The organism is Methylophilus flavus (assembly GCF_042678905.1).
In the GTDB taxonomy this organism is placed as follows: Bacteria; Pseudomonadota; Gammaproteobacteria; order Burkholderiales; family Methylophilaceae; genus Methylophilus; species Methylophilus flavus.
In genome coordinates this window covers 226,817-248,504 of the sequence record NZ_JBHTLN010000007.1, presented here as the reverse complement: position 1 = coordinate 248,504, position 21,688 = coordinate 226,817, and the positions used below count along the sequence as shown (strand labels likewise).

General features: G+C 50.4%; 20 protein-coding genes. 5 read left to right on the top strand and 15 right to left on the bottom strand.

Translation table 11 applies throughout. The features are described 5' to 3' along the window. Nucleotides 1-49: 49 nt before the first annotated feature. From edd to ACFQ2T_RS14290, 3 genes are all read right to left on the bottom strand, one after another. Nucleotides 50-1,864, bottom strand: a complete 1,815-nt coding sequence (gene edd / locus ACFQ2T_RS14300) for a phosphogluconate dehydratase (RefSeq protein ID WP_379035617.1) — start codon at nt 1,862-1,864, stop codon at nt 50-52. A 218-nt stretch (nt 1,865-2,082) separates the two neighbouring features. Next, the gene (locus ACFQ2T_RS14295) at nt 2,083-3,801 is read right to left on the bottom strand and encodes a carbamoyltransferase family protein (protein WP_379035615.1); all 1,719 of its coding nucleotides are present in this window, start codon (nt 3,799-3,801) and stop codon (nt 2,083-2,085) included. A 19-nt stretch (nt 3,802-3,820) separates the two neighbouring features. After that, entirely contained in the window at nt 3,821-5,305 is a 1,485-nt protein-coding gene (locus ACFQ2T_RS14290; RefSeq protein WP_379035612.1) for a lipopolysaccharide kinase InaA family protein, read from the bottom strand. A gap of 140 nt (nt 5,306-5,445) precedes the next feature. Here ACFQ2T_RS14290 and ACFQ2T_RS14285 point away from each other — a divergent pair, with 140 nt between their 5' ends. Then, on the top strand, nt 5,446-6,330 hold the full coding sequence (locus tag ACFQ2T_RS14285; protein WP_379035610.1) for a lysophospholipid acyltransferase family protein: 885 nt from the start codon (nt 5,446-5,448) through the stop codon (nt 6,328-6,330). Nucleotides 6,331-6,334: 4 nt separating this feature from the next. Here ACFQ2T_RS14285 and ACFQ2T_RS14280 read toward each other — a convergent pair whose 3' ends face one another. Together ACFQ2T_RS14280 and ACFQ2T_RS14275 are read right to left on the bottom strand one after the other, a co-directional pair. Next, nucleotides 6,335-7,045, bottom strand: coding sequence for a type 1 glutamine amidotransferase (locus ACFQ2T_RS14280; RefSeq protein ID WP_379035608.1), 711 nt, complete (start codon nt 7,043-7,045; stop codon nt 6,335-6,337). A 45-nt stretch (nt 7,046-7,090) separates the two neighbouring features. Continuing rightward, the gene (locus tag ACFQ2T_RS14275; protein WP_379035605.1) at nt 7,091-7,621 is read right to left on the bottom strand and encodes a pseudouridine synthase; all 531 of its coding nucleotides are present in this window, start codon (nt 7,619-7,621) and stop codon (nt 7,091-7,093) included. A 10-nt stretch (nt 7,622-7,631) separates the two neighbouring features. Here ACFQ2T_RS14275 and icd point away from each other — a divergent pair, with 10 nt between their 5' ends. Then, nucleotides 7,632-8,867 (top strand): NADP-dependent isocitrate dehydrogenase, encoded by a 1,236-nt coding sequence (icd, locus tag ACFQ2T_RS14270; protein WP_379035603.1) that lies wholly within the window; start codon nt 7,632-7,634, stop codon nt 8,865-8,867. Nucleotides 8,868-8,986: 119 nt separating this feature from the next. Here the strand turns inward: icd and ACFQ2T_RS14265 are convergent, their stop codons facing one another. Then, the gene (locus ACFQ2T_RS14265) at nt 8,987-9,190 is read right to left on the bottom strand and encodes a cold-shock protein (protein WP_015831543.1); all 204 of its coding nucleotides are present in this window, start codon (nt 9,188-9,190) and stop codon (nt 8,987-8,989) included. Between the two features lie 341 nt (nt 9,191-9,531). On the opposite strand from ACFQ2T_RS14265, the gene pilB reads away from it, so the two are divergent. Together pilB and ACFQ2T_RS14255 are read left to right on the top strand one after the other, a co-directional pair. Beyond that, nucleotides 9,532-11,253, top strand: coding sequence for a type IV-A pilus assembly ATPase PilB (gene pilB / locus ACFQ2T_RS14260; protein WP_379035599.1), 1,722 nt, complete (start codon nt 9,532-9,534; stop codon nt 11,251-11,253). Between the two features lie 35 nt (nt 11,254-11,288). Beyond that, the gene (locus tag ACFQ2T_RS14255; RefSeq protein ID WP_379035597.1) at nt 11,289-12,512 is read left to right on the top strand and encodes a type II secretion system F family protein; all 1,224 of its coding nucleotides are present in this window, start codon (nt 11,289-11,291) and stop codon (nt 12,510-12,512) included. 90 nt (nt 12,513-12,602) lie between these two features. On the opposite strand, the gene ACFQ2T_RS14250 is transcribed toward ACFQ2T_RS14255, so the two are convergent. The 6 genes from ACFQ2T_RS14250 to ACFQ2T_RS14225 form a co-directional block, all read right to left on the bottom strand. After that, entirely contained in the window at nt 12,603-13,283 is a 681-nt protein-coding gene (locus ACFQ2T_RS14250) for a DsbC family protein (protein ID WP_379035760.1), read from the bottom strand. Between the two features lie 98 nt (nt 13,284-13,381). Continuing rightward, entirely contained in the window at nt 13,382-14,590 is a 1,209-nt protein-coding gene (locus ACFQ2T_RS14245; protein WP_379035594.1) for an FAD-dependent oxidoreductase, read from the bottom strand. After that, nucleotides 14,580-15,755 carry an FAD-dependent monooxygenase gene (locus ACFQ2T_RS14240; protein WP_379035592.1) on the bottom strand — a complete coding sequence of 392 codons (1,176 nt, stop codon included), beginning with the start codon at nt 15,753-15,755 and terminating at the stop codon, nt 14,580-14,582. Before ACFQ2T_RS14240 ends, ACFQ2T_RS14245 begins: the two co-directional genes overlap by 11 nt. 28 nt (nt 15,756-15,783) lie before the next feature. Further along, the gene (locus ACFQ2T_RS14235) at nt 15,784-17,100 is read right to left on the bottom strand and encodes an aminopeptidase P N-terminal domain-containing protein (RefSeq protein WP_379035589.1); all 1,317 of its coding nucleotides are present in this window, start codon (nt 17,098-17,100) and stop codon (nt 15,784-15,786) included. A gap of 87 nt (nt 17,101-17,187) precedes the next feature. Beyond that, nucleotides 17,188-17,958 (bottom strand): DUF2927 domain-containing protein, encoded by a 771-nt coding sequence (locus tag ACFQ2T_RS14230; RefSeq protein ID WP_379035586.1) that lies wholly within the window; start codon nt 17,956-17,958, stop codon nt 17,188-17,190. Next, complete coding sequence (locus ACFQ2T_RS14225) at nt 17,951-18,181, bottom strand: DUF3820 family protein (RefSeq protein ID WP_379035584.1); 231 nt, start codon at nt 18,179-18,181, stop codon at nt 17,951-17,953. Before ACFQ2T_RS14225 ends, ACFQ2T_RS14230 begins: the two co-directional genes overlap by 8 nt. 187 nt (nt 18,182-18,368) lie before the next feature. On the opposite strand from ACFQ2T_RS14225, the gene ACFQ2T_RS14220 reads away from it, so the two are divergent. Beyond that, nucleotides 18,369-19,400, top strand: a complete 1,032-nt coding sequence (locus ACFQ2T_RS14220; protein ID WP_379035582.1) for a GGDEF domain-containing protein — start codon at nt 18,369-18,371, stop codon at nt 19,398-19,400. A gap of 29 nt (nt 19,401-19,429) precedes the next feature. Here the strand turns inward: ACFQ2T_RS14220 and ACFQ2T_RS14215 are convergent, their stop codons facing one another. The 3 genes from ACFQ2T_RS14215 to ACFQ2T_RS14205 are packed head-to-tail and all read right to left on the bottom strand — an operon-like array spanning nt 19,430 to nt 21,512. Next, complete coding sequence (locus ACFQ2T_RS14215) at nt 19,430-19,858, bottom strand: phosphate-starvation-inducible protein PsiE (protein ID WP_379035580.1); 429 nt, start codon at nt 19,856-19,858, stop codon at nt 19,430-19,432. Beyond that, nucleotides 19,855-20,538 (bottom strand): N-acetylmuramate alpha-1-phosphate uridylyltransferase MurU, encoded by a 684-nt coding sequence (gene murU / locus ACFQ2T_RS14210; protein ID WP_379035578.1) that lies wholly within the window; start codon nt 20,536-20,538, stop codon nt 19,855-19,857. The genes ACFQ2T_RS14215 and murU overlap by 4 nt, the downstream gene beginning before the upstream one ends. A 2-nt stretch (nt 20,539-20,540) precedes the next feature. Next, nucleotides 20,541-21,512, bottom strand: coding sequence for an aminoglycoside phosphotransferase family protein (locus tag ACFQ2T_RS14205; protein WP_379035576.1), 972 nt, complete (start codon nt 21,510-21,512; stop codon nt 20,541-20,543). Between the last annotated feature and the right edge of the window lie 176 nt (nt 21,513-21,688).

The following is a 21,688-nucleotide window of genomic DNA, read 5'->3' as shown; positions in this document are numbered from 1 at the left end:
CAGTACGCCTAAAGCGAACTGCAACGACGTATTGCGACGCCATTTTAATTTACAGCCAAGTGATCGCGCCTTCTTCGGCGGATAATACATTCCTGCGCATCCCGCCAAACAACTCACGGCCCAGGCCATGCGCATTATGGTGGCGTTTTGCATCGCTCAACTCTTCAGTCTCGCGCTCAGCCCAGGTGTCTTCATCAACCAGCACGTTCAACTGGCCAACTGTGCCATTCAAACGAATAATGTCACCGCTGCGAATCTTGGAAATCGGACCGCCGGCACTCGCTTCAGGGCTTAAGTGAATCGCTGCCGGGATCTTGCCGGAGGCACCACTCATACGGCCATCAGTCACGATCGCCACGCGGAAACCTTTGTTCTGCAGCACAGCCAGCGGCGGTGTCAGTTTGTGCAACTCAGGCATACCATTGGCTTTAGGTCCCTGGAAACGTACCACAGCAATAAAGTCTTTTTCCAGTTCGCCACGGTCAAAGGCGGCCAATAACTCTTCCTGCGCATCAAACACGATGGCTGGGGCTTCAATAATATGACGGTCTTCAGGCACCGCAGAAATTTTGATCACGCTGCGGCCCAAGTTGCCTTTCAACAGACGCAAACCGCCGGACTCATTGAATGGATGCGCCGCAGTACGGACAATGGTTTCATCACCACTCTCTGCCGGGTAATCTTTCCACACCAGCTTGTCCGCTTCTTTTTCAGGCTTTTTACCGTAATCACGCATGCCACCACCACTGACGGTGTACACATCAGGATACATGTAACCGCCTTCGATCAATTCGCGAATCACGAAACCTGGACCACCGGCTTCCTGGAATTCATTGACATCGGCTTTACCATTCGGGTACACGCTTGCCAGCAATGGCGTCGATCTCGCCAGATAGTGGAAATCAGTCCAGTCAATCACGATACCGGCAGCACGTGCAACGGCCACCCAGTGAATCAGATGATTGGTTGAACCGCCGGTCGCCAATAAAGCAACCATTGCATTCACAATGACGTGCTCATCAACCAGACGGCCAATCGGAACAAATTTATTTTTCTGGGTATTTTGTATCACCATGCGCACTGCTTCACGGGTAAAGTCTTCGCGCATGCCATCGTGTGGGTGAATAAATGCAGCACCAGGCACATGCAGGCCCATCGCTTCCAGCAGCATCTGGTTGCTGTTAGCGGTACCGTAGAAAGTACAGGTACCCGCGCCATGGTAAGCAGCAGACTCACTCGCCAGCAACTCTTCACGGCCAACCAGGCCTTGTGCGTATTGCTCACGCACTTTGGATTTGGAAGTGTTATCAATACCGGTGCTCATCGGGCCGGCTGGCACAAATACACAAGGCAAATGGCCGAAATGCAAAGCACCAATCAGCAAGCCCGGTACAATCTTGTCACAGACGCCCAATAACAATGAGGCATCAAATACATCGTGCGACAAGGCCACGGCGGTACTCATGGCAATGGTATCGCGGCTGAACAGGCTCAGCTCCATACCAGGCTCACCCTGGGTGATGCCATCACACATAGCTGGCACACCGCCAGCGACCTGCACGGTTGCACCGTGCTTGCGGGCTTCATCACGGATGATATCCGGATAATTCACATAAGGCTGGTGCGCGGACAACATTTCGTTGTAAGCAGTGACAATACCAATATGTGTTGGCTTTTCAGCGTAAATCTTGAATTTATCGTTCTGTGGCATCGCCGCGAATGCGTGCGCCACGTTGGCACAGCCGAGGCGATCCGGGCCTTTGTCACGGTTGAGATAATCATCAATACGCTGCAAGTAGGCCTTGCGGGTCGGTCGACTGCGCTCGATGATGCGTTCTGTTACTTCAATGTGAGATTGTTTCATTGACTATCGCTCAACTGTGTTTTAACTACTGAACTACCCTGATGAACTGCTTTGACTTGCTTTTAATCACAGTTTTGGGATTTATTGTATATGAGTCCAAACTGAACTCTATTCCCGATTATCGCTAAACTACTGGAATCAGTCAAACCTAAAAGAAGGTCAGCATGGTTTTTTTCAATGATTCCAAACACTTAAACCGGAATAACCTACCTCTGGATTTAACTTTTCGTCACTAGCACATCTTCCAGCATCAGGTACTCCAGGTCACAGCCATAAAACATATTCAACGCATCCGTAGGGCTGCAAATCATCGGCTCGCCACGGCGATTAAGCGAAGTATTCAGCACCACCGGGTTACCACGCAGTGTTTCCAGATGTTCAATCAAAGCGTAATACCGAGGATTGGTTTCTTTAGTGACGACTTGTGCGCGGGCGGTCCCATCTTCATGCACCACTTCCGGAATACGCGACTTCCAGGCCGGGTTCACATCAAAGGTGAAGGTCATGTAAGGCGCCGGATGGTCTGTTTGCAAAATATCTTCAGCCACCCTATCCAGCATGCTCGGGCAAAACGGCCGCCAGCGCTCGCGGTATTTGATTTGCGCATTGATTCGGTCTGCCACGCCAGGAAAGCTCGGGTCACCCAGAATACTGCGGCAGCCTAATGAACGTGGGCCAAACTCCATACGACCCTGGAACCAGGCCAGCGGATTACCGGCTGCGAGTAACTCGGCTGCTTTTTGCGGGCCATTTTCCACGCGGGTGAATACGGGTTTTTCCGGGTGTGCTTCACAGGCAGCGATACATTCTTCATTGGTGAATGCAGGTCCCAGGTAGGCATGTTCCATTTTGTGGATGGTTTCACCGGCCAGGTGCGCAGCATAGGTCGCCGCTCCTAAACTGGTACCGTTATCACCAGCCGCCGGTTGCACAAATAATTCTTTCACATGCGGCAAGGAGATGATGCGCTGGTTAAGTTTCACATTCAGCGCTACGCCGCCTGCCATCACAATCTTGCCGGTTTCGCGGATGATGTCGCCCAGGTAATACTCAATCATCTGCAGCGCCAGGTCTTCCAGCAATTGCTGTACGCTGGCAGCGTAATGAATATAGGGATTATCTATCTCATCGCCAGAACGTTTTGGCCCTAACCACTCAATCAGTTTTGGCGTGAAGTAAAAGCCTTTGCCGTTTTCTTTGTAGCGGCGTAAACCGACCACATTGACATATTCGGTGTTGATGATAAGTTCGCCATTTTCAAACTTGGCCAACCGGCTTAAATCGTATTTCTTGGCGTCGCCATAAGGTGCCATGCCCATGACCTTGAATTCGCCATCCAGCATCTCAAAGCCCAGGTATTCAGTGATAGCGCCATACAGTCCACCTAATGAATCCGGATCGTAGAATTCCTTGATCTTGTGAATCTTGCCGTTTTCACCATAGCCGAAGAAAGTGGTGGCGTATTCGCCTTTACCATCAATGCCGACAATCGCGGTTTTTTCTTTGAAGCCGCTTAAATGATATGCACTGGAAGCATGTGCATAATGGTGTTCTACCGGTACGAATTTAGCCTTACTCAAGCCTAAATCCTGCATCAGCTTCAGGGATTTATCACGGTTGCGCCTGAAACGGCGGTTACCATTAAAAATCGCATCCAGTGCCCGGTCAGGCGCATACCAATAACGTTTGGCATAATGCCAGCGCGCAGGCGAGGCCAGTGATATTTCGCCATAAGGAAAAGCGACAATATCAACCTGGTCGGCCGTCACGCCTGCCTGCTTCAGGCAGAACTTGGCTGCCTCATACGGCCAGTGATTTTTGGCGTGCTTGTCGCGTATAAAACGCTCTTCTTCAGCCGCCGCAATAATTTTGCCATCGACCAGAATAGCCGCAGAAGCGTCGTGCCCCAATGCGCCAGATAACCCTAATACAATCATTCAGTGACTCGCCAATTGATTAAACAGAAATACCTGCCAGTTTCAGCGGTGTGTGATCCACATACACCGCATGAAAACTTAGCAACAGCGCATTATACAGCGAAGTATCGTCTTTCCAATTTTGCAGCAAGCGGCGGATGTCCCTGACATGTGCACGCAAGGCGCGTCTGGCACAGCGGTATTGTTGCATGCTATCCAGATCCATTACGCTAATCTGGCCCTGCAGATTCACCTGTAAATTGCTGGCTTTCAGATCGCCGTGGGATATTTTTAGCAGGTAAAACTGGTAGCAGGTTAACGCCAGTTGCCTGAGTGCTTCTGAGCGCAAGGCATCGTCTTTGACAGTCTGGAAAAAAGCGAGCGCATCAGGCAATTCGCTGACAGCAGACACAAAATAGGCTTCGCCACGCAAACCACAAAAGCGCTTTTCCAGCATCGCCAGCGGTTGCGGCGTCAAAAAACCATAATATTGCAGGCGGTGTGCGTTGGACCATGAAACCGCTGCCCTGCTGGGGCGCCAGCTACGACCAATAGCATGTAATACATGCTTGATGTTGTAGCGCTTGATCACCACATCCTGTTGTGCAAGGCGCGTGCGCACCACAGTCGATGTATTACCGTCTTTCAACAGACTTCCCGTTCGCATGGCTGTTTCCAGCGAATCAGGGCTCAAGTCAGGCAACATGGCATGTGCATTGCGCGCCAGCACAAAGCCGGTTGTCTGCTGCCACACCACATCGCTGCAATTTCGAAATATTTTCCGTTCAACATACTCACGTACTTCAAGCGCTTTGTAGCGACTTGCCCAGTTCAGCACCTGCCTGGCATCCTGCTGATCCGACCAGTGACGCTGTCGCTGATAAGCAGCCAGCAAAGACGTCACCCAGGCTTGCTGGTCAAGAACAGCAAGCTTGCCTATCAATGCGGCAAGTTGCTGGTAGCAAGCGCATCTGGATAAGGTTTTTTTGCGTATGCCATCTCCATCAATAGACCATACCTGATCATTGGCGAGCATAAAATTTTTCAGGTGCAAGTCCGTTTGCACCAAACCTGCCGCATGTTGCCGGGCCAGTACACGCACCACTTTTTCAATCAGCGCGAATCTTTGCTCTGTTTCGCTTTGCGCATAGACCTGATGCACATTTCTAGCCTGGGGAATCGCAGCATAAATCAATACTTGTGCCTGCCCGCTTTGCGCAATACCTTGCCATAACAAAGCAGGCGTATCCAGTTTCGCCGCTGCCAGCCACAAAGCCCCCTGCGCATCCCGTTGCGCGTATTTGCCCGCCTGAGTGCCAACAAACACTTTTGCAAACACAGCTTGACCTTGCCACTGCGCACTGAACACCCAACGGCGACCTGGCAACATGCGATGTACCTGCAATTGGGTGAGCGTACTGCTGTCAGACAGTATTATCTGCTCGCCACTGACAACAGGACATGCTGAAAGCGGCGGAAAAATGCTGTTGCCGAGTGAAATCGAGGTAGGTTGCTGATGAGCCATGCAATATCGGGTTTGAGGAATTGCTGCTATTTTACTGCAAACCTGCCCGCAGCATAAAAACTTGACGGCCATACGCTGGCAGCACGACATAGTTTGTTAAGATACACACCATTTAATGTGTTAACGACTGCCGATTATTGATGCTGTTCTACTTTTGCAAATGCATTGCCTGCCTGCCCCTGCGCTGGGTGCATCGTCTGGGGTCCGGGCTAGGCACGTTATCATATTGGCTGGATAGCAAAAGTAACCAGATCGCGCTGGCTAATATTCTGCAAAGCGGCTTGACAGAAAACGACGACCAGGCCAGACAACTGATGAAACGCAGTCGTATTGAAGCTGGCAAGGCCTTACTGGAAACTTTCTTCATCTGGGGACAAGCTGCGGAAAAACTGCTGCCACTGATACATGAAATACATGGCTGGGAGGTGGTCACCCAGGCACAGCAGGATGGCAAAGGCCTGATTTTTCTGACGCCACACCTGGGCTGTTTTGAAATTACGTCTATTTATTATGGCTCACACCATCCCATCAGCGTGCTTTACCGTCCGCCAAAAATGCAGGCATTAAGCAATCTGGTGGTGAGTGGGCGGCAAAAAGGCAAGGTAACCATGGCGCCAGCTAATGCCAGCGGTGTCAGGAAATTATTGCAGGCACTTAAAAGCGGGCAAGCGGTAGGCATATTACCTGACCAGATCCCTCGCAATGGTGAAGGTGAATGGGCGGATTTTTTTGGTAAACCGGCTTATACCATGGGCCTTGCCAGTAAACTGGCCAGCAAGTCAAATGCGGTAGTAGTGATGGCATTTGGTGAACGATTAGGTGACGGTAAAGGCTTTAATATTCACCTCACCCGTGTTGACGATATTCATACCCCTGCCCTGCTCAACCAGGCGATAGAGCGGCAGATTGCACAATGCCCTGCGCAGTATTTATGGCAGTACAACCGTTTCAAGCAACGGCGCTATGCGATGCATAAATTGGAAAAGAAGTCTTCTGCTACAGAAGCAGATACGCCAGACCAATAAAATGCTAACTATGTACCAGCCCCTGGATCCAGCGGCTGTAAACCTTATTGGCCACCGTATGTAAACGATCGCAACCCGCTTCAACATCTGCCAGCATGGATTCGGCAGATTGCACGGCAGGGCTAGATGAAGCCTCGGCAATATCCGCTTTCCATTTATCAGTCCACATCCTGACCATTTCCGGCATCATTTCAATATGGCATTGAAAGCCTATATGTTTGCCAAAAGCGTAAGCCTGATTTTCGCAATACGGGCTAGCCAGCAGATGGGTGGCGCCCGCTGGCAAGGTAAAGGTTTCACCATGCCAGTGAAAGCTGTTGAAGCCTGGCAGATCCCCAAACCACTCTCTGGCTAACTGGTTATCCAGTACTGACACTTCACCCCAGCCTATTTCCTTGACCGGGTTTTTTGTAATGGTGCCGCCCAGCGCCTTGCTGATCAGCTGCCCCCCCAGGCAATGGCCCAGTAAAGGCACATCTTTGGCTACCGATTCACGGATCAAACTCAGCAGAGGGGGAATCCAAGGCAAATCATCATTGACACTCATGGGGCCGCCCATCAGCACAATGCCGCTGTAGGCCTCGACTGAGTCAGGCACTGTTTCGCCTTTATCGATACGCACTTCGCACCACGGAATGGCATGTTGCGCTAAAAAAGTGCCTAAATAGCCTGCACCTTCGCAGCAGGCATGCCTGAAAACAACCACCGGTTTCATACTGACCCTTTTCGCTTCCTTTGCTTCTGACTAAATTTGCTTGAATTAAAGTGCTTTATATTCACCAAGCAAGATTCCGTCCAGATTGTAGGGACCGATCGCATAACGCACCAGTCGCAAGGTCGGGAACCCCGCATGCGCGGTCATCCTGCGCACCTGGCGGTTCTTGCCTTCGCTTATTTTCAGCTCCAGCCAGGTGGTTGGGATGGCTTTGCGCTCTCTGATAGGGGGATCTCGCTGCCACAAATGGGCAGGTTCTTCTATGATTTTCACCTGCGCAGGCTGCGTCACAAAGTCACCTAAATCAACACCCTGCTGCAATGGCATCAAATCTGCTTGTACAGGAGCACCTTCGACCTGAACCCAGTAGGTTTTGATTTCTTTGTGTTTGGGATGGCTTAAACGATGTTGTAAAGCACCGTCATCGGTTAAAATGAGCAATCCTTCAGAATCGGTATCCAGCCGCCCAGCCGCATAAACGTTGGGAATCGGAATATAGTCTTTGAGCGTCGCATGTTTCTCGTGAGGAGTGAACTGGCAGACGACGTTAAAAGGTTTGTTAAACAGTAACAACATGGAAAGCGCTATGTCAAAAATCAAGGTGCCAGAGATTGGCAGCAAAATCGTCGTGAACGCCGATAATACCCTAAATGTTCCCGACCAACCTATTATCCCTTTTATTGAAGGCGACGGTATCGGGCTGGACATTACGCCACCAATGATTAAAGTAGTCGATACTGCCGTGGAAAAAGCCTATGGCGGCAAGCGCAAGATTTCATGGATGGAAGTCTATGCCGGTGAAAAATCCACTACCGTGTATGGCAAAGACACCTGGTTATCTGACGAAACCATGGCTGTGCTGAAAGACTATGTCATTTCAATCAAAGGCCCATTGACCACGCCAGTCGGTGGCGGAATTCGCTCATTGAATGTGACCTTGCGTCAGGAACTAGACTTATACGTCTGCCTGCGCCCGATTCAATATTTTGAGGGTGTGCCCAGCCCGGTGAAACACCCTGAAAAAACCGACATGGTGATTTTCCGAGAAAATACCGAAGATATTTACGCAGGTATCGAATGGGCTGCCGGAACTGAAGAAGTTAAAAAAGTGATTAACTTCCTGAGTGACATGGGCGTGCGCAAGAAAATCCGCTTCCCTGAAGCCTCTTCCATCGGCATCAAACCAGTTTCTATCGATGGTAGCAAGCGCCTGATACGCAAAGCGATTCAATACGCTATTGATAATAATCGCACATCAGTCACCATCACGCATAAAGGCAACATCATGAAGTTCACCGAAGGTGGCTTCCGTGACTGGGGCTACCAACTGGCCAAGGAAGAGTTTGGTGCAGAACTGATTGATGGCGGCCCTTGGTGCAAACTGCCAAATGGCATTGTGATCAAGGATTGTATTGCGGATGCATTTTTGCAGGAAATCCTGTTACACCCGGAAGATCATGATGTCGTGGCAGCATTGAACCTGAACGGCGATTACATCAGTGATGCTTTAGCGGCACAGGTCGGTGGCATTGGCATTGCGCCAGGCGCCAACTTGAGCGATACCATTGCCATGTTTGAAGCCACGCATGGCACAGCGCCAAAAATCGCCGGTAAAAACCTGGCCAATCCAAGCTCTTTGATTTTGTCAGCAGAGATGATGCTGCGTCATATCGGCTGGGTAGAAGCGGCTGACCTGGTCATCAGTGGTGTGAGTAAGGCAATCGCCAGCAAGCGCGTGACAGGAGATTTCTCCAGCCAGATGGAAGGCGCGACTCAAGTAGGCTCTGCCGAATTCGGCGATGAAATCATCAAGCACATGTAAGCTGCGATGCGTGCTTAAATTAGCGCCATGCGCTAAAGCAAGACGATAAAAACAATGGCATAACAAAAAACGGCTCACCAATGTGTGAGCCGTTTACATTTGGTGCCCCTAAACTATCATTATGCTTTTTGGATATTGCTTGCTTGCTTGCCTTTTGGACCTTCCGTCAAATCAAAGCTGACGCGCTGGCCTTCTTTTAAACTTTTGTAGCCAGATTCAACGATTGCAGAAAAGTGCGCAAACAAATCGTCGCCGCCATCATCAGGCGTAATGAATCCGAAACCCTTAGAGTCGTTAAACCACTTCACGGTACCTGTTGCCATTTTACTTCCTTACTTTTTTTACTTATTGAAAGGGAGGCGCCCCAAAAGTTTGTCTCAAGTACTTAAGTCGCAATAAACAAGCTCTGCTTTACTTAAAGACGGCTACAAAAAACCTGAACGCAAACGCCTTAAGGACTTTATACATTTAGCATTATTTAAATGTCAAGTGTAATTTTTCATCTTTTCGCGAATTGTCGTAAATCTGGTTAAAATTTGTATAAATGCTGCATGAGAGTATGTCTTTTCTCTGATTTGATGACAGGCGGTACAAAGTATACTTAGGAAAAAGTATTGTTGTATCAACACATTAACCGGATTAACTCGAGCTCAGATAACACTTTATGGCAACGCTTGGCAGTACACAAAAACTTGGTGGCATGGCGCGTACACTGGTGCAATCAGCGCTGATTAGCGAGGATGAAGCTGGCGAGCTGCAGCAAAAAGCACACTCGCAAAAAATCAGTTTTGTGGCGGCGATCCTGGCCCAGAAAAAAATCTCCTCAAGACATATTGCGCAAGCAGCTTCTGATGCCTTTGGTTTTCCATTTTTCGACCTGGATGCGCTTGACCAGGAATCGTTACCGGCAAAAACCATCGATATCAAACTGATGCAGTCACAACGGGTATTGTTACTGCAACAAAAAAGCAATGTTGCCTATATTGCGATCTCCGACCCCACCAACTTGCAGGCACTTGATACCATACAGTTCCAGATGGGCGCTACTTTATCGCCCCTGGTGGTAGAAGACGACAAGCTGGGCAAATGGATAGACAGGATTGTAGACTCCAAAGACACCAGCATGGCTTCATTGAGTGCCGGTGGTGATGACTTTGATCTGGGGCTGGAAGAAGCCAATCAGGAGCAGGAAGCCGAAGACACACAGGAAGTAGACGATGCACCTGTCGTTAAATTCCTGCAAAAAATACTGATGGATGCGATCAACATGGGCGCATCTGACCTGCACTTTGAACCTTATGAAAAGTACTACCGCATCCGCTTCCGTATTGATGGCGTGCTCAGGGATATGGCGCAACCGCCATTAGCGATTAAAGACAAACTTGCTTCGCGCATCAAGGTGATCTCTAACCTGGACATTTCGGAAAAAAGAATTCCGCAAGATGGCCGCATGAAATTGTTGCTATCAAAAACACGCTCGATTGACTTCCGCGTCAGCACCTTGCCACTGATTTATGGTGAAAAAATTGTGATGCGGATTCTGGATCCGACCAGTGCCACGCTCGGCATTGAAGCCTTGGGATATGAACCTGAACAAAAAGAAGCCCTGCTTAAAGCGGTGCAGCGTCCTTATGGCTTGGTACTGGTCACCGGCCCGACTGGCTCCGGTAAAACGGTTTCGCTTTATACCTGTTTGAACCTGCTCAACGACCCTGGCGTGAACATCTCCACCGCTGAAGATCCTGCAGAAATCCCGCTGGCGGGTATTAACCAGGTCAACGTCAACGATAAACAAGGCCTGACCTTTGCCGCGGCGCTCAAATCGTTTCTGCGGCAAGACCCGGATATCATCATGATTGGTGAGATCCGTGACCTGGAAACAGCTGATATGGCGATTAAAGCCGCCTCGACCGGCCACATGGTGTTGTCTACGCTACATACGAATGATGCACCGACAACATTGTCACGATTAGTGAATATGGGCGTTGCGCCCTTCAATATTGCCTCGGCAGTGACGTTAATAACAGCACAACGCCTCGCCAGGCGCTTATGCAAACATTGCAAAGTCCCTTTAGATGTCCCAAAGGAAGCCTTGTTGAGCGTAGGCTTTAAAGAGGTTGACCTCGATGGCAGCTGGCAGTTGTATGATGCAAAAGCAGGCGGCTGCGAACACTGTAATAATGGCTACAAAGGCCGCGTCGGCATTTACCAGGTGATGCCGGTCAGTGAAGAGATGGCGCGCATTATCATGGCTAGTGGCAACGCCATGGATATTGCCGCACAAGCCAAACGGGAAGGCGTCAAAGACTTGCGCGAATCAGGCTTGCTCAAAGTAAAGCAGGGCCTGACTTCAATCGAGGAAGTTGAAGCCGTCACCAACGAATAATGCACCATTTGATGAGTCATCAGTAAGAAAACATTATGGCAACTGCAAATATCAAACAATCCGTATTCCTCTGGGAAGGCAAAGATCGCAAAGGCAAGGTGGTCAAAGGCGAAATGCGCGCCAATGGCGAAGCGGTGGTCAACGCCACCCTGCGGCGGCAAGGCATTGCAGTCATTAAAGTCAAAAAACAGAGTTCACTGAGAATTAAAGGTAAGGTCACCGACAAAGACATTACTTTATTCACCCGACAGCTGGCGACCATGATGAAAGCAGGTGTGCCACTGTTGCAGGCATTTGATATTGTCGGCAAAGGTCACCATAACCCGGCAGTGGCTAAATTACTGGCGGATATTAAAGCCGATGTCGAAACCGGCAGCAGCTTGAGTGCGGGCTTCCGCAAGTATCCACTGTATTTTGACAATCTTTTTTGCAATCTGGTCGCGGCCGGTGAACAGGCCGGCATCCTGGATTCCTTGCTGGACAGGCTGGCGACTTATAAAGAAAAAATCCAGGCCATCAAAAGCAAAATCAAATCCGCCCTGGTATACCCGGTGTCGATTATCGTGGTGGCATTTGTGATCACGGCGGTGATCATGATTTTTGTGGTGCCTGCGTTTAAAGATTTATTCAGCAGTTTTGGCGCCGACCTGCCAGGGCCAACGGTTGTGGTGATTAATATTTCCGACTTCTTTGTACGCTTCTGGTGGGCTATTTTTGGCACAGTCGGCTTTGGCATCTGGTTTTTCCTCTACACCTGGAAACGCTCGGAAAAACTGCAAGCCTCAATGGACCGTTTGATGCTGCGCTTGCCTATCTTTGGCGCATTGATCCGTAAAGCCACTATCGCACGCTTTGCCCGCACACTTTCTACCATGTTTGCTGCCGGCGTACCGCTGGTAGAAGCGCTGGATTCCGTTGCAGGTGCTTCTGGCAACAAAGTTTACTATGACGCCACCAAAAGAATACAAAGCGAAGTCAGCACTGGTACCAGCCTCACGGTTTCCATGCAAAATGCCAATGTATTCCCGAACATGGTGATCCAGATGACAGCCATTGGCGAAGAGTCTGGTTCTCTGGATTCCATGCTGACTAAAGTAGCTGATTTCTACGAAGGAGAAGTGGACGATGCGGTCGCCGCCATCTCCAGCCTGATGGAACCGGTAATCATGGTGGTACTGGGTGTGCTGATTGGCGGCCTGGTCGTAGCCATGTACATGCCTATCTTCAAAATGGGTAAAGTGGTTAGTGGCGGCGGTTAAAAGAACGAATACCTTAAAAGAACTGCTATAAATCAAACAAAAGGCCGGGAACCCCGGCCTTTTGCTTACTTACTTAATTACTTTATAAAACTATTTCTTTGCAGTCTGCAACGCTTTTTCAATCTCGTCAGAAGGCTGCGCGCCAAGCATACGCTTGCCGTTTTCAAAAAACATGGTCGGCGTACTGTTCACACCAATCTTGTGGGCCAGCTCACCGACTTTTTCCAGAGGCACATCACATTTAGCGGTAGATGATGGCAATTTGTTATTGAATATCCATTCCTGCCAGGCTTTTACACGATTGCTCGCACACCAGATACTGCGCGATTTGTTGGCTGCATCCGGGTGTAACTGTTCAATCGGGTACAGGAACGTATAAATAGTGACATCATTGATTTTGGTCAACTCGTTCTGCTCCAGGCGTTTGCAGAACGGGCAATCCACATCTGAAAACACCACCAGCTTACGGGAACCATTGCCCTTCACTACTTTGATGGCCTGGTCTAAAGGCAAACTATTGAAGTCGATTTTAGTCAGCTCATCCAGGCGTTCACCAGTGATGTCTTTTTTCGTTTTAGGGTCTACCAGGCGACCTTCAGCAATCAGGAAGCTGAATTTTTCATCGGTGTAGATAATCTGCCCGCCCATGAAAATCTCATATAAGCCGGCATAGCTGGTTTTAGTAACGCTATCGACCTTGATTTTCGGATAAGCCGCTTCAAGGGCTTTTTTGACTGAAGCTTCATCTGCGACACTATTCAGCGCGCTCATTAAACCGACACTAAGTAAAACCGGCAAGCTCACCCAGCGAATCGCAGAACTCCAAAAACCTTTTTTCATAAATCACTCTTTCTTGGCGTGCACAACACTTAATTTTGTGTGGCTGTGCGAATTAAAAATCGTTTTAGCATAGCACTGTTTTCCAGCCCGCGTAAACCAAGGATAGCCGCGTGTGTCCAGGCAGGCTCTGCCCGCGAGAACAATTTATCCAGGCCACGGGTAAGTGCATGCATTTTCAGGATATCCAGTTGCCGCATGCGCACGACATGACGTAGAAACCTTGCATCCCCAATCGGACGTACGGCAGGCAGTTTACCTAACTCAAGGCACAAAGCCCGTACATCCTGGAAACCCAGGTTCACCCCTTGCCCCGCCATTGGATGTACCTGGTGTGCGGCATCTCCCAGTAACAGTACGCCGGGCAATGCCATGTCATCTGCTGTTTTTTGCACTAATGGAAAGCTAAGTACAGGGCCACAAGGTGTTAACTTGCCCAATGCATAGCCAGCCCGATGCTCAACTTCTGCGGCCAGCGCTTCTGGCGACCGGGCTTGCTGGATGCTGGCCTCATCCTGTGGTAAAGCCCAGACAAGAGATACCTGTTGCTGCGGCATGGGCAACAATGCCAGCGTTTCATGCGCACCAAACCATTGCCTGGCGATATTGCCATGCCCTTGTTCTGCCAGGTAATTGGTGACCAGTGCCATCTGCTCGAAATCCACCGTGCTGACCCTGATACCGCATTGCTCACGCACCCATGATCGGGCACCATCGGCACCAATGAGCAACTGCGCTTCAATGTCATGTTGCGGCAATGTTAACTGCATAATATGACCGGATTGTTGCAATGCCTGCGCGGGAGCGTCAGTGATGATGGTCACGTCTGACTCTGCCAGCACTTGCCAGCAGGCATATATCAGAGCCTGGCTCTCGACAATGCATCCCATTTGCACCAGATGCGCATCCTCGGCATTCAGGCGCAGGCTGGGTGAAGTATGAACAGCGGTAGGAGACCATAAATGCATAGCAGTCATGGCATTGACACGACTCGCAGGCACATGCGGCCACACGCCGATCTCGTTTAACCACTGTATGGTCTCATTGGTTAAGGCATAGATACGCGCATCCCAATGCGTCGTATCTTCAACCCAGCCGTCAGCAAATACCGGCAATGGCTGGGCATCGGTGAGTACCACCTTTTTGCCCAGCCTGGATAAAGCAATCGCAGCCGTCAGGCCGACCAGCCCGGCGCCGACAATCACCACATCGGTACTGATAGAGGATTTACTAGCTGCCATAACTCATTTTACTTACCAGGAACCGGCGTGCGGCCGGCAACAGACTGAGTGCGCCAAGGCCTGCGCCACGTAGTAAGCCGACGCCTATCAGGTCATTAGAAAACACATTGACCAGGAAGTCGGTAAAAATCAATCCGCGACCAGTGTCCCGGGCACGTGATTGATGATATTCCGTCAACCGGTGCGCGGCGCCCCACTCTGCCGCTGAGCTTGCCGCGATATTTTTAGCCAGTGCCATGGCGTCCCGGATTCCGACGTTAAAGCCTTGCCCGGCCACCGGGTGCATGGTTTGTGCGGCGTTGCCGATCACCACACAATGCGCTGGAAACGTCTGCTCCAGTTTGCTGAGTTTAAGCGGGAACCTGCCGCGCTTTCCGATCTGCAAAAACTTGCCGACGCGGTCACCAAATGCCTGATGAAGCGCCTGCAAAAAGTCAGCATCGTCTAATGCGGCTATCTGGTCTATGTAAGCCTGTTCGCCTGTCCAGACCAGGGAGAACTGGTCGCCATTGGGCAATAGCGCCATCGGCCCAAAAGGGGTGAATCGCTCATATGCAATATTGCGATGTGGCAACTCGGTTTGCACCAGGCCTACCAGTGCATCGTGGCCATAATGTTTAGTCTCCCGCACCAGGCCAGGAATCGCTTCCAGGCTGCGCCCGCCATCGGCGATGATCGCTAGCGGAGTCACCAATACATCAGGATTTGACGCAGCAGCGCTTTCATAAGTCACTTCTGCAGCACTAGTATCCACATGTAACTGTTTTACGGGCACCTCGTAGCGTACTTCGATACCAGCCCCCGTTTCAGCCATACGCGCATCCAGCGCTTGCATCAAAGCGCCGTAAGACACCACATAACCTAGCGCTGGCAACTGGTGTTCACTCGCCTTGAGTAACGCACGGCCAAAGCCTTTTTGCTGCGAGACATGAATGGTTTCAATCGCCGTGACTTTAGATGACACTACAGACCAGACACCTAGTTGCTCAAGCACCTGGCGTGTACCATAAGAAAGGGCCAATGCCCGGCCATCGCCGTACATGGCACCAGGCTGCTGCGCCTCAAGCACGGTCACGGGCACACCAGCTTGCTGCAGCGACAATGCCAGCACCAGCCCCACCGGACCACCGCCTATCACTACCGGATGAGACACCGTTTGCTTCAAACCTGGAACCTTTTTTGAATATTCATCTTTATGCGCTGTCACGCATCAGTGCTTCAATATCGTGGACTGATTTGATCGCCGCCGTCGTTATGACGTCATGACCGGCTTCAGTCACCAGTACATCATCTTCAATGCGAATCCCGATATTCCAGAAATGCTCGGGTACATTATCGGCTGGGCGCACATAGCAACCCGGCTCCACCGTCAGCACATTGCCTGCCTGCAGCATGACCCAGTCACCAGCCGACGTTTTATACTCACCGGCATCATGCACATCCAGGCCCAGCCAGTGGCCGGTTCTGTGCATGTAAAACTGGCGGTAACTGCCATTTTCCAGCACTTCGTCACGGCTGCCCTGGCACAAGCCGTAATGAATAAAGCCATCCACCAGCACACCCAGCGCAGCTTCATGTGGCGCATTCCAGTGATGCTGCGGGCTGACGCTGGCAATCGCAGCTGCTTGGGCAGTCAGCACCAGTTCGTATAGATCCTTCTGTGGCCCGCTAAAACGTCCGCTCACCGGAAAAGTACGTGTGATATCAGATGCATATCCATCCAGCTCACAACCTGCATCAATCAGCAGCAGATCGCCTTGCTTCAATTCGGCATTATTGGCGTTGTAATGCAGGGTGCAGGCATTGGCACCGCCGGCGACGATGCTGGTGTAAGCCGGTGCCTGGGCACCTTGCCGATAAAACGCATGCAGAAACTCCGCTTCGACTTCGTATTCCCATTTTCCGGGTTTTGCCACCTGCATGGCGCGATTATGTGCACCGGCGGCTATCTCCGCCGAGCGGCGCATCAGGTCGATTTCCCAGGGGGATTTAATCAGGCGTAGGCTGTCTACGTGTTGACGCACATCAACCACCGCCGCTGGTGCCTGTATGCCACTGCGCGTTTGCGCCCGAACAGTGTTCAACCAGCCAGTCAGTTTGGCATCCCAACCGGCATCGTTACCCAGGCTATAAAATAGTGCGGGCTGATTCGCCATCAGCTTGGGTAAAATTTCATCCAGTTGAGTGATGGAATAGGTTTCATCGAACCCAAATTCAGTCCTGGCCGCTTCCGGCCCATGACGAAAACCATCCCAGATTTCCCGCTCTATATCCTTGTCGCGGCAAAAAAGAATGCTTTTGTTTTCTGCACCGGCCACCAGTACTAACACGGCCTCCGGCTCTTTAAAACCGGTCAGGTAATAAAAGTAACTGTCAAAACGGTATGGGTAATGGCTGTCGCGGTTACGCGTCACTTCCGGCGCGGTGGGAATGACTGCGATCCCGGCCTGCATGCGGGACATCAGTTGTTGACGACGTTGGGAAAATTCTTGCCGCGAAAATTCGTGCATTGAAAAACTCAAAGGTAATCCTGGATGGTTGGGCATTCTAGCTTATTTGGTGCGCATTTGCTGGAATGGTTCAACGCCAGCCCGGCTTCAGAAACCCATCATTTCATACAGCTCAGATTGCCTGACATTTTTTTCAGCCTGTTCAATGGTGCCATCCGCCTGCCACTTCTGTAGGATATTGGCGAGGATAGGTTTGACCTGTGGCCCACGCATGCCAGGCTTGATTGCAGGCTGATACAGCATTTTCAGCAACAAGGCATCCAGGCCGGTCAATAATGACTCTGGCGTGTGGTCGTTAAACACCGAAGGGAATACTTTGTCCGAATCGCTAGGCAAGCCCATTGCCTGCGTGGTTTCCTCGACGATGCAGGACAGCAGCTGGCGATGCTCCTGTGCATAATCGACGGGAATCACCACCCAGGCCCTTTTAATCGCCTTTTTATCATCCAGGCTCAGGCCAAATACGCAGACGGCGTCATCGGGGGGCTTGGTGAACAGATCGCCACTGACCAGCGCAATGTCATTGCGCCACAACTGCAAGTGCGAGAACACCACGATAAAATTGGCTTCCTGACGCGAACTGGCAAAACTGATGGGATGGCCGGTGATTTTGGCTAGATGCTGAAAATGGTATTTGGTGAGCAATGTGTGCTGTTCAGCCTGATCGGTATGATGTTCCAGCCACACTTTCACAGGTTGCAGCCATTTGCGTACCGGTTGCTCACCGACACTATATTCATTATGCAAGGCGATCTCGGTAAATGCCTGCTGCAAATACGCGGCCGATTGCCAGGGCTCTTCTGCATGCCCAAGCAGGGAAATACCCAGCAGGCACCATCCCAGTAAAGATCTAATCATGCCTGGCCTCAGTCTGGCTGCGCAATGGCTGCAGCAACTCTTTCAGGCCATTATGGTCGATTTCCTGCATCAACTGCAGCAAGCGCCCCAGTTCGCTTTTGGGGAAGCCTTCGCGCGCAAACCAGTTGAGGTAATGGCCGGGCAAATCGGCGATCAGCCTATCCTTGTATTTGCCATAGGGCATTTTCAGCGTCACCAGTTGCATCAAATCATTCTTATCCATAGACATCTTTTCAGCAGATTAGAGAAATCACAAATACGAAATTACATAGTGATAAAAATAATTTACAGTTTTTATTGATTTTTGCTCTCAAAAAAACACGTGGCCATCCGTTAACCACATTAGGTAGGCAATAGATAACCATTGAAAAATAACTAGCGTTGAATTTTAACATCGCTTAAGAGACACGATGCAATACGAAATCAGTAAAGAAAAGAGTGCAGAGTTTCTGCGACAGGCCATCCAGCACATGTCGATGCAGGATGCTGCCTTTCATCCGGTCAGCTATGCCGTCTGGTATGAATATTCGTCCGGTGAACACGCGCACCTGATAGATGAAGTCAATTCGTTGATCGAAAAAGAGAAAAAACTTAACGAAAAAAGTACTGCCCAGCTTTTCAACAAACATATCGCCAGCCTGGATGCTGACAGTGCGCAAAATATTGTTGACCGCTTTACCCATGTGGTATCCGATATTAACGCCTCAACCATTAAAGCCGGTCAGGAGACGACACAATTCAGGAAAACGCTGGACGCCTGGTCTGGCGAACTGCAGCAACTGGATGGCAAAGTCGCAAGCCATATGGGGCAGCTGCTCTCTGAAACCGCTAACATTCAACAATCCATGCACACCCTGCAACATCAGTTGCAAAGCAGCCTGCAAGAGATTACCGACCTGAAAAACGAAATCGTCAAGGCCAAACAGGAAGCCATATCCGATGGGCTGACCGGCTTGATGAATCGCAGGGGATTTGATCTGGCGCTACACCACAGCCTGGAATCAGTCTCAGCAAATGCAGACACCTGCCTGATCATCGGTGATATTGATTTCTTCAAGCGAGTGAATGATACTTATGGCCATTTGTTCGGCGATAAAGTCATCCAGGCAGTGGCCAGAATCATGAAAGCCGTTTCGGGTGATTTATACACTGCAGCACGCTATGGCGGTGAAGAATTTGTGTTGCTATTGCCACACACCACACTGGAAACCGCCAGGGAAGTGGCTGAGAGCATACGCCAGCATGTGGCTAATATCAGCATTAAAAACAATGTCACCAGCAAGCTGATTTCAAATATCACCATCTCTCTTGGGGTCACTGCCTATCAACCTGGTGAATCGACTGACAGCTTCCTGAATCGTGCAGACCAGGCGTTATACACCTCCAAAGCCAAAGGGCGTAACCAGGTTACCATTATTACCGAAGAACTGGCTGCGGCTTAGGCATAAACTGCCTTAGGCTGCATCTCCCTTTACAGCAAATCACGCTTTTGCTCGGGGATATCCTCATATGGATACCGGGAATGCCCGAATCGCATAACCAGTACTGATATGGCCAGGATCAATATCGCAGCAGATACCGCCAGCATATGTGTCTCGGTCATCTCCTTCATATCCAGCAGCAGATAGCGCGCCAAAGCGACCATTGCAATATAGATCGGATACCGCATAGGCAATTTTCCGGTACCAAAATAGCTATTAATCATGGAAAAAACTTCCAGATATAAAAACAGCTGCAGCAGGTCTCCCAGTCCCACCATGCCGACATTCCACATCCTGGCCAATTCGTGTGCCAGCGAGAAAAATGTGGCGATGGTCACCAGCGCAAGCCCCAAACGCTCTATCCACATCAATGCCTGGTGCGCAATCTTATCGGTTTTGTGTTCATACGGTGGTCTCATGATTCCCCCTTGGTTTTTGCCGTGCGTAGCCACTCATCAAGCTGCTTTAAGCGTTCTGGCGTGCCTATATCATGCCACACGCCTGTGTGGTGCTGCCCGCTGACCAATCCCTGCTGCATGGCAGTGATTAACAGTGGTGCTAACTTTGCTGCCTCACCTTTGTGTACAGATTGAAACAGGTCCGGATGATAAATTCCGATGCCTGAAAAGGTCAGTCTTTGCTCACCCGCCTGATGAATCATTTCATTCTGTAAAACAAAGTCGCCCTGCGCATGTTGCGGCGGATTATCGACCATCACTAAATGCGCGAGCCTGCCTGCTTGCAAGCCAACCGTCGCATAGTCAATATCGGTAAACACATCGCCGTTGACAACCAAAAACGGCTGCTCTCCCAGCAATGTCAAGGCTTTGGCAATACCACCGGCAGTTTCCAGTGCAGTTTGCTCAGGGCTGTATTGAATACGCACCTGCCACTGCTGTCCATCGCCCAGCGCCTGTTCAATTTGCTGCCCTAAATGGGCATGGTTGATGACGATCTCGGTGATGCCCGCCTTCGCCAGCCGTTCGATATGCCACACGATCAGTGGTTTGCCGCCCACTTCCAGCAATGGTTTAGGCGTGTGGTCGGTTAAGGGCCGCATGCGCTCGCCACGCCCCGCCGCCAGTATCATTGCCCGCATGGTTAATCAGCCTTTTCCAGCGACTGCAATAACCTGAGGAAAGGGCGCAACTCAACATAGCGCTCGCAGGCCGCCTGCAGATATTGCATGACCAGGGGCATATCCTTGAGATAGCCGTCTTTGCCATCCCGGTGATACAGCCGCGCAAAAATACCCAGCACCTTGATGTGCCGCTGTACGCCCATCCATTCAAAATCTTTATAAAACCCGCCAAAATCCTCGTTCACCGGCAAACCGGCTTTTTTTGCTGCCTGCCAGTAACGCACGACCCAATCCATCAGATCTTCTTCATCCCAGCGGATATAAGCATCCTTAAACAACGAAGCCAGGTCATAGGTGATCGCGCCTATGACTGCATCCTGAAAATCGAGCACACCCGGGTTATTTTCTGCGGTCACCATCAGGTTGCGTGAGTGATAGTCACGATGGACGGTCACCTGCGGTTGCTTCAGAATATTGTCGATAAGCTGGGCGAAGGTCTTATCCAGCACCGCCTGCTGCTCTGCTGACAATGTTTTACCCAGATGTTTAGCCACATACCAGCCAGGGAATAACTGTAATTCGCGCATCAGCAAGGCGGCATCATAAGGCGGCAACGCGTCCTTATCGGTCGCCAGTTGCATTTTGATCAATGACTGGCAGGCATCGCCATACAATGCCTTGGTGTTTTTGGGATTGAGTTTAGACAGGTAAGTATCATTACCCAGGTCACTCAATAGTAAAAACCCTTGCGTGACATCCTGGGCGATCACTTTCGGCACATTCAAACCGGCAGCCAGCAAGCGCTCTGCCACGTTGACGAACGGTCTACAGTCTTCCTGAGGTGGCGGAGCGTCCATGGCGATCAAGGTTTCTTGCGGCAGATGCACACGGAAATAGCGCCTGAAACTGGCATCGGCAGAAGCCGTGGTGAGCGTATAAGGCTGGTCTAGGACCTGTGCCAGCCATTGTTCAAGTTGTTGTGTTCTGTCCACAAATTTTCCCGGATCATGAATAAGCGATTCAAGTGCACTCGCTTGCTGTTAAAATGCGGCTCACATTTTAAGTGAAAAATGACTTTTTAAACGTTTTAATGAATAATATAGCCCAAATGAATGGGGCATCCGGCCAGGTGGCACGAATTGCATGCATATAACCACTCTGCGACCCG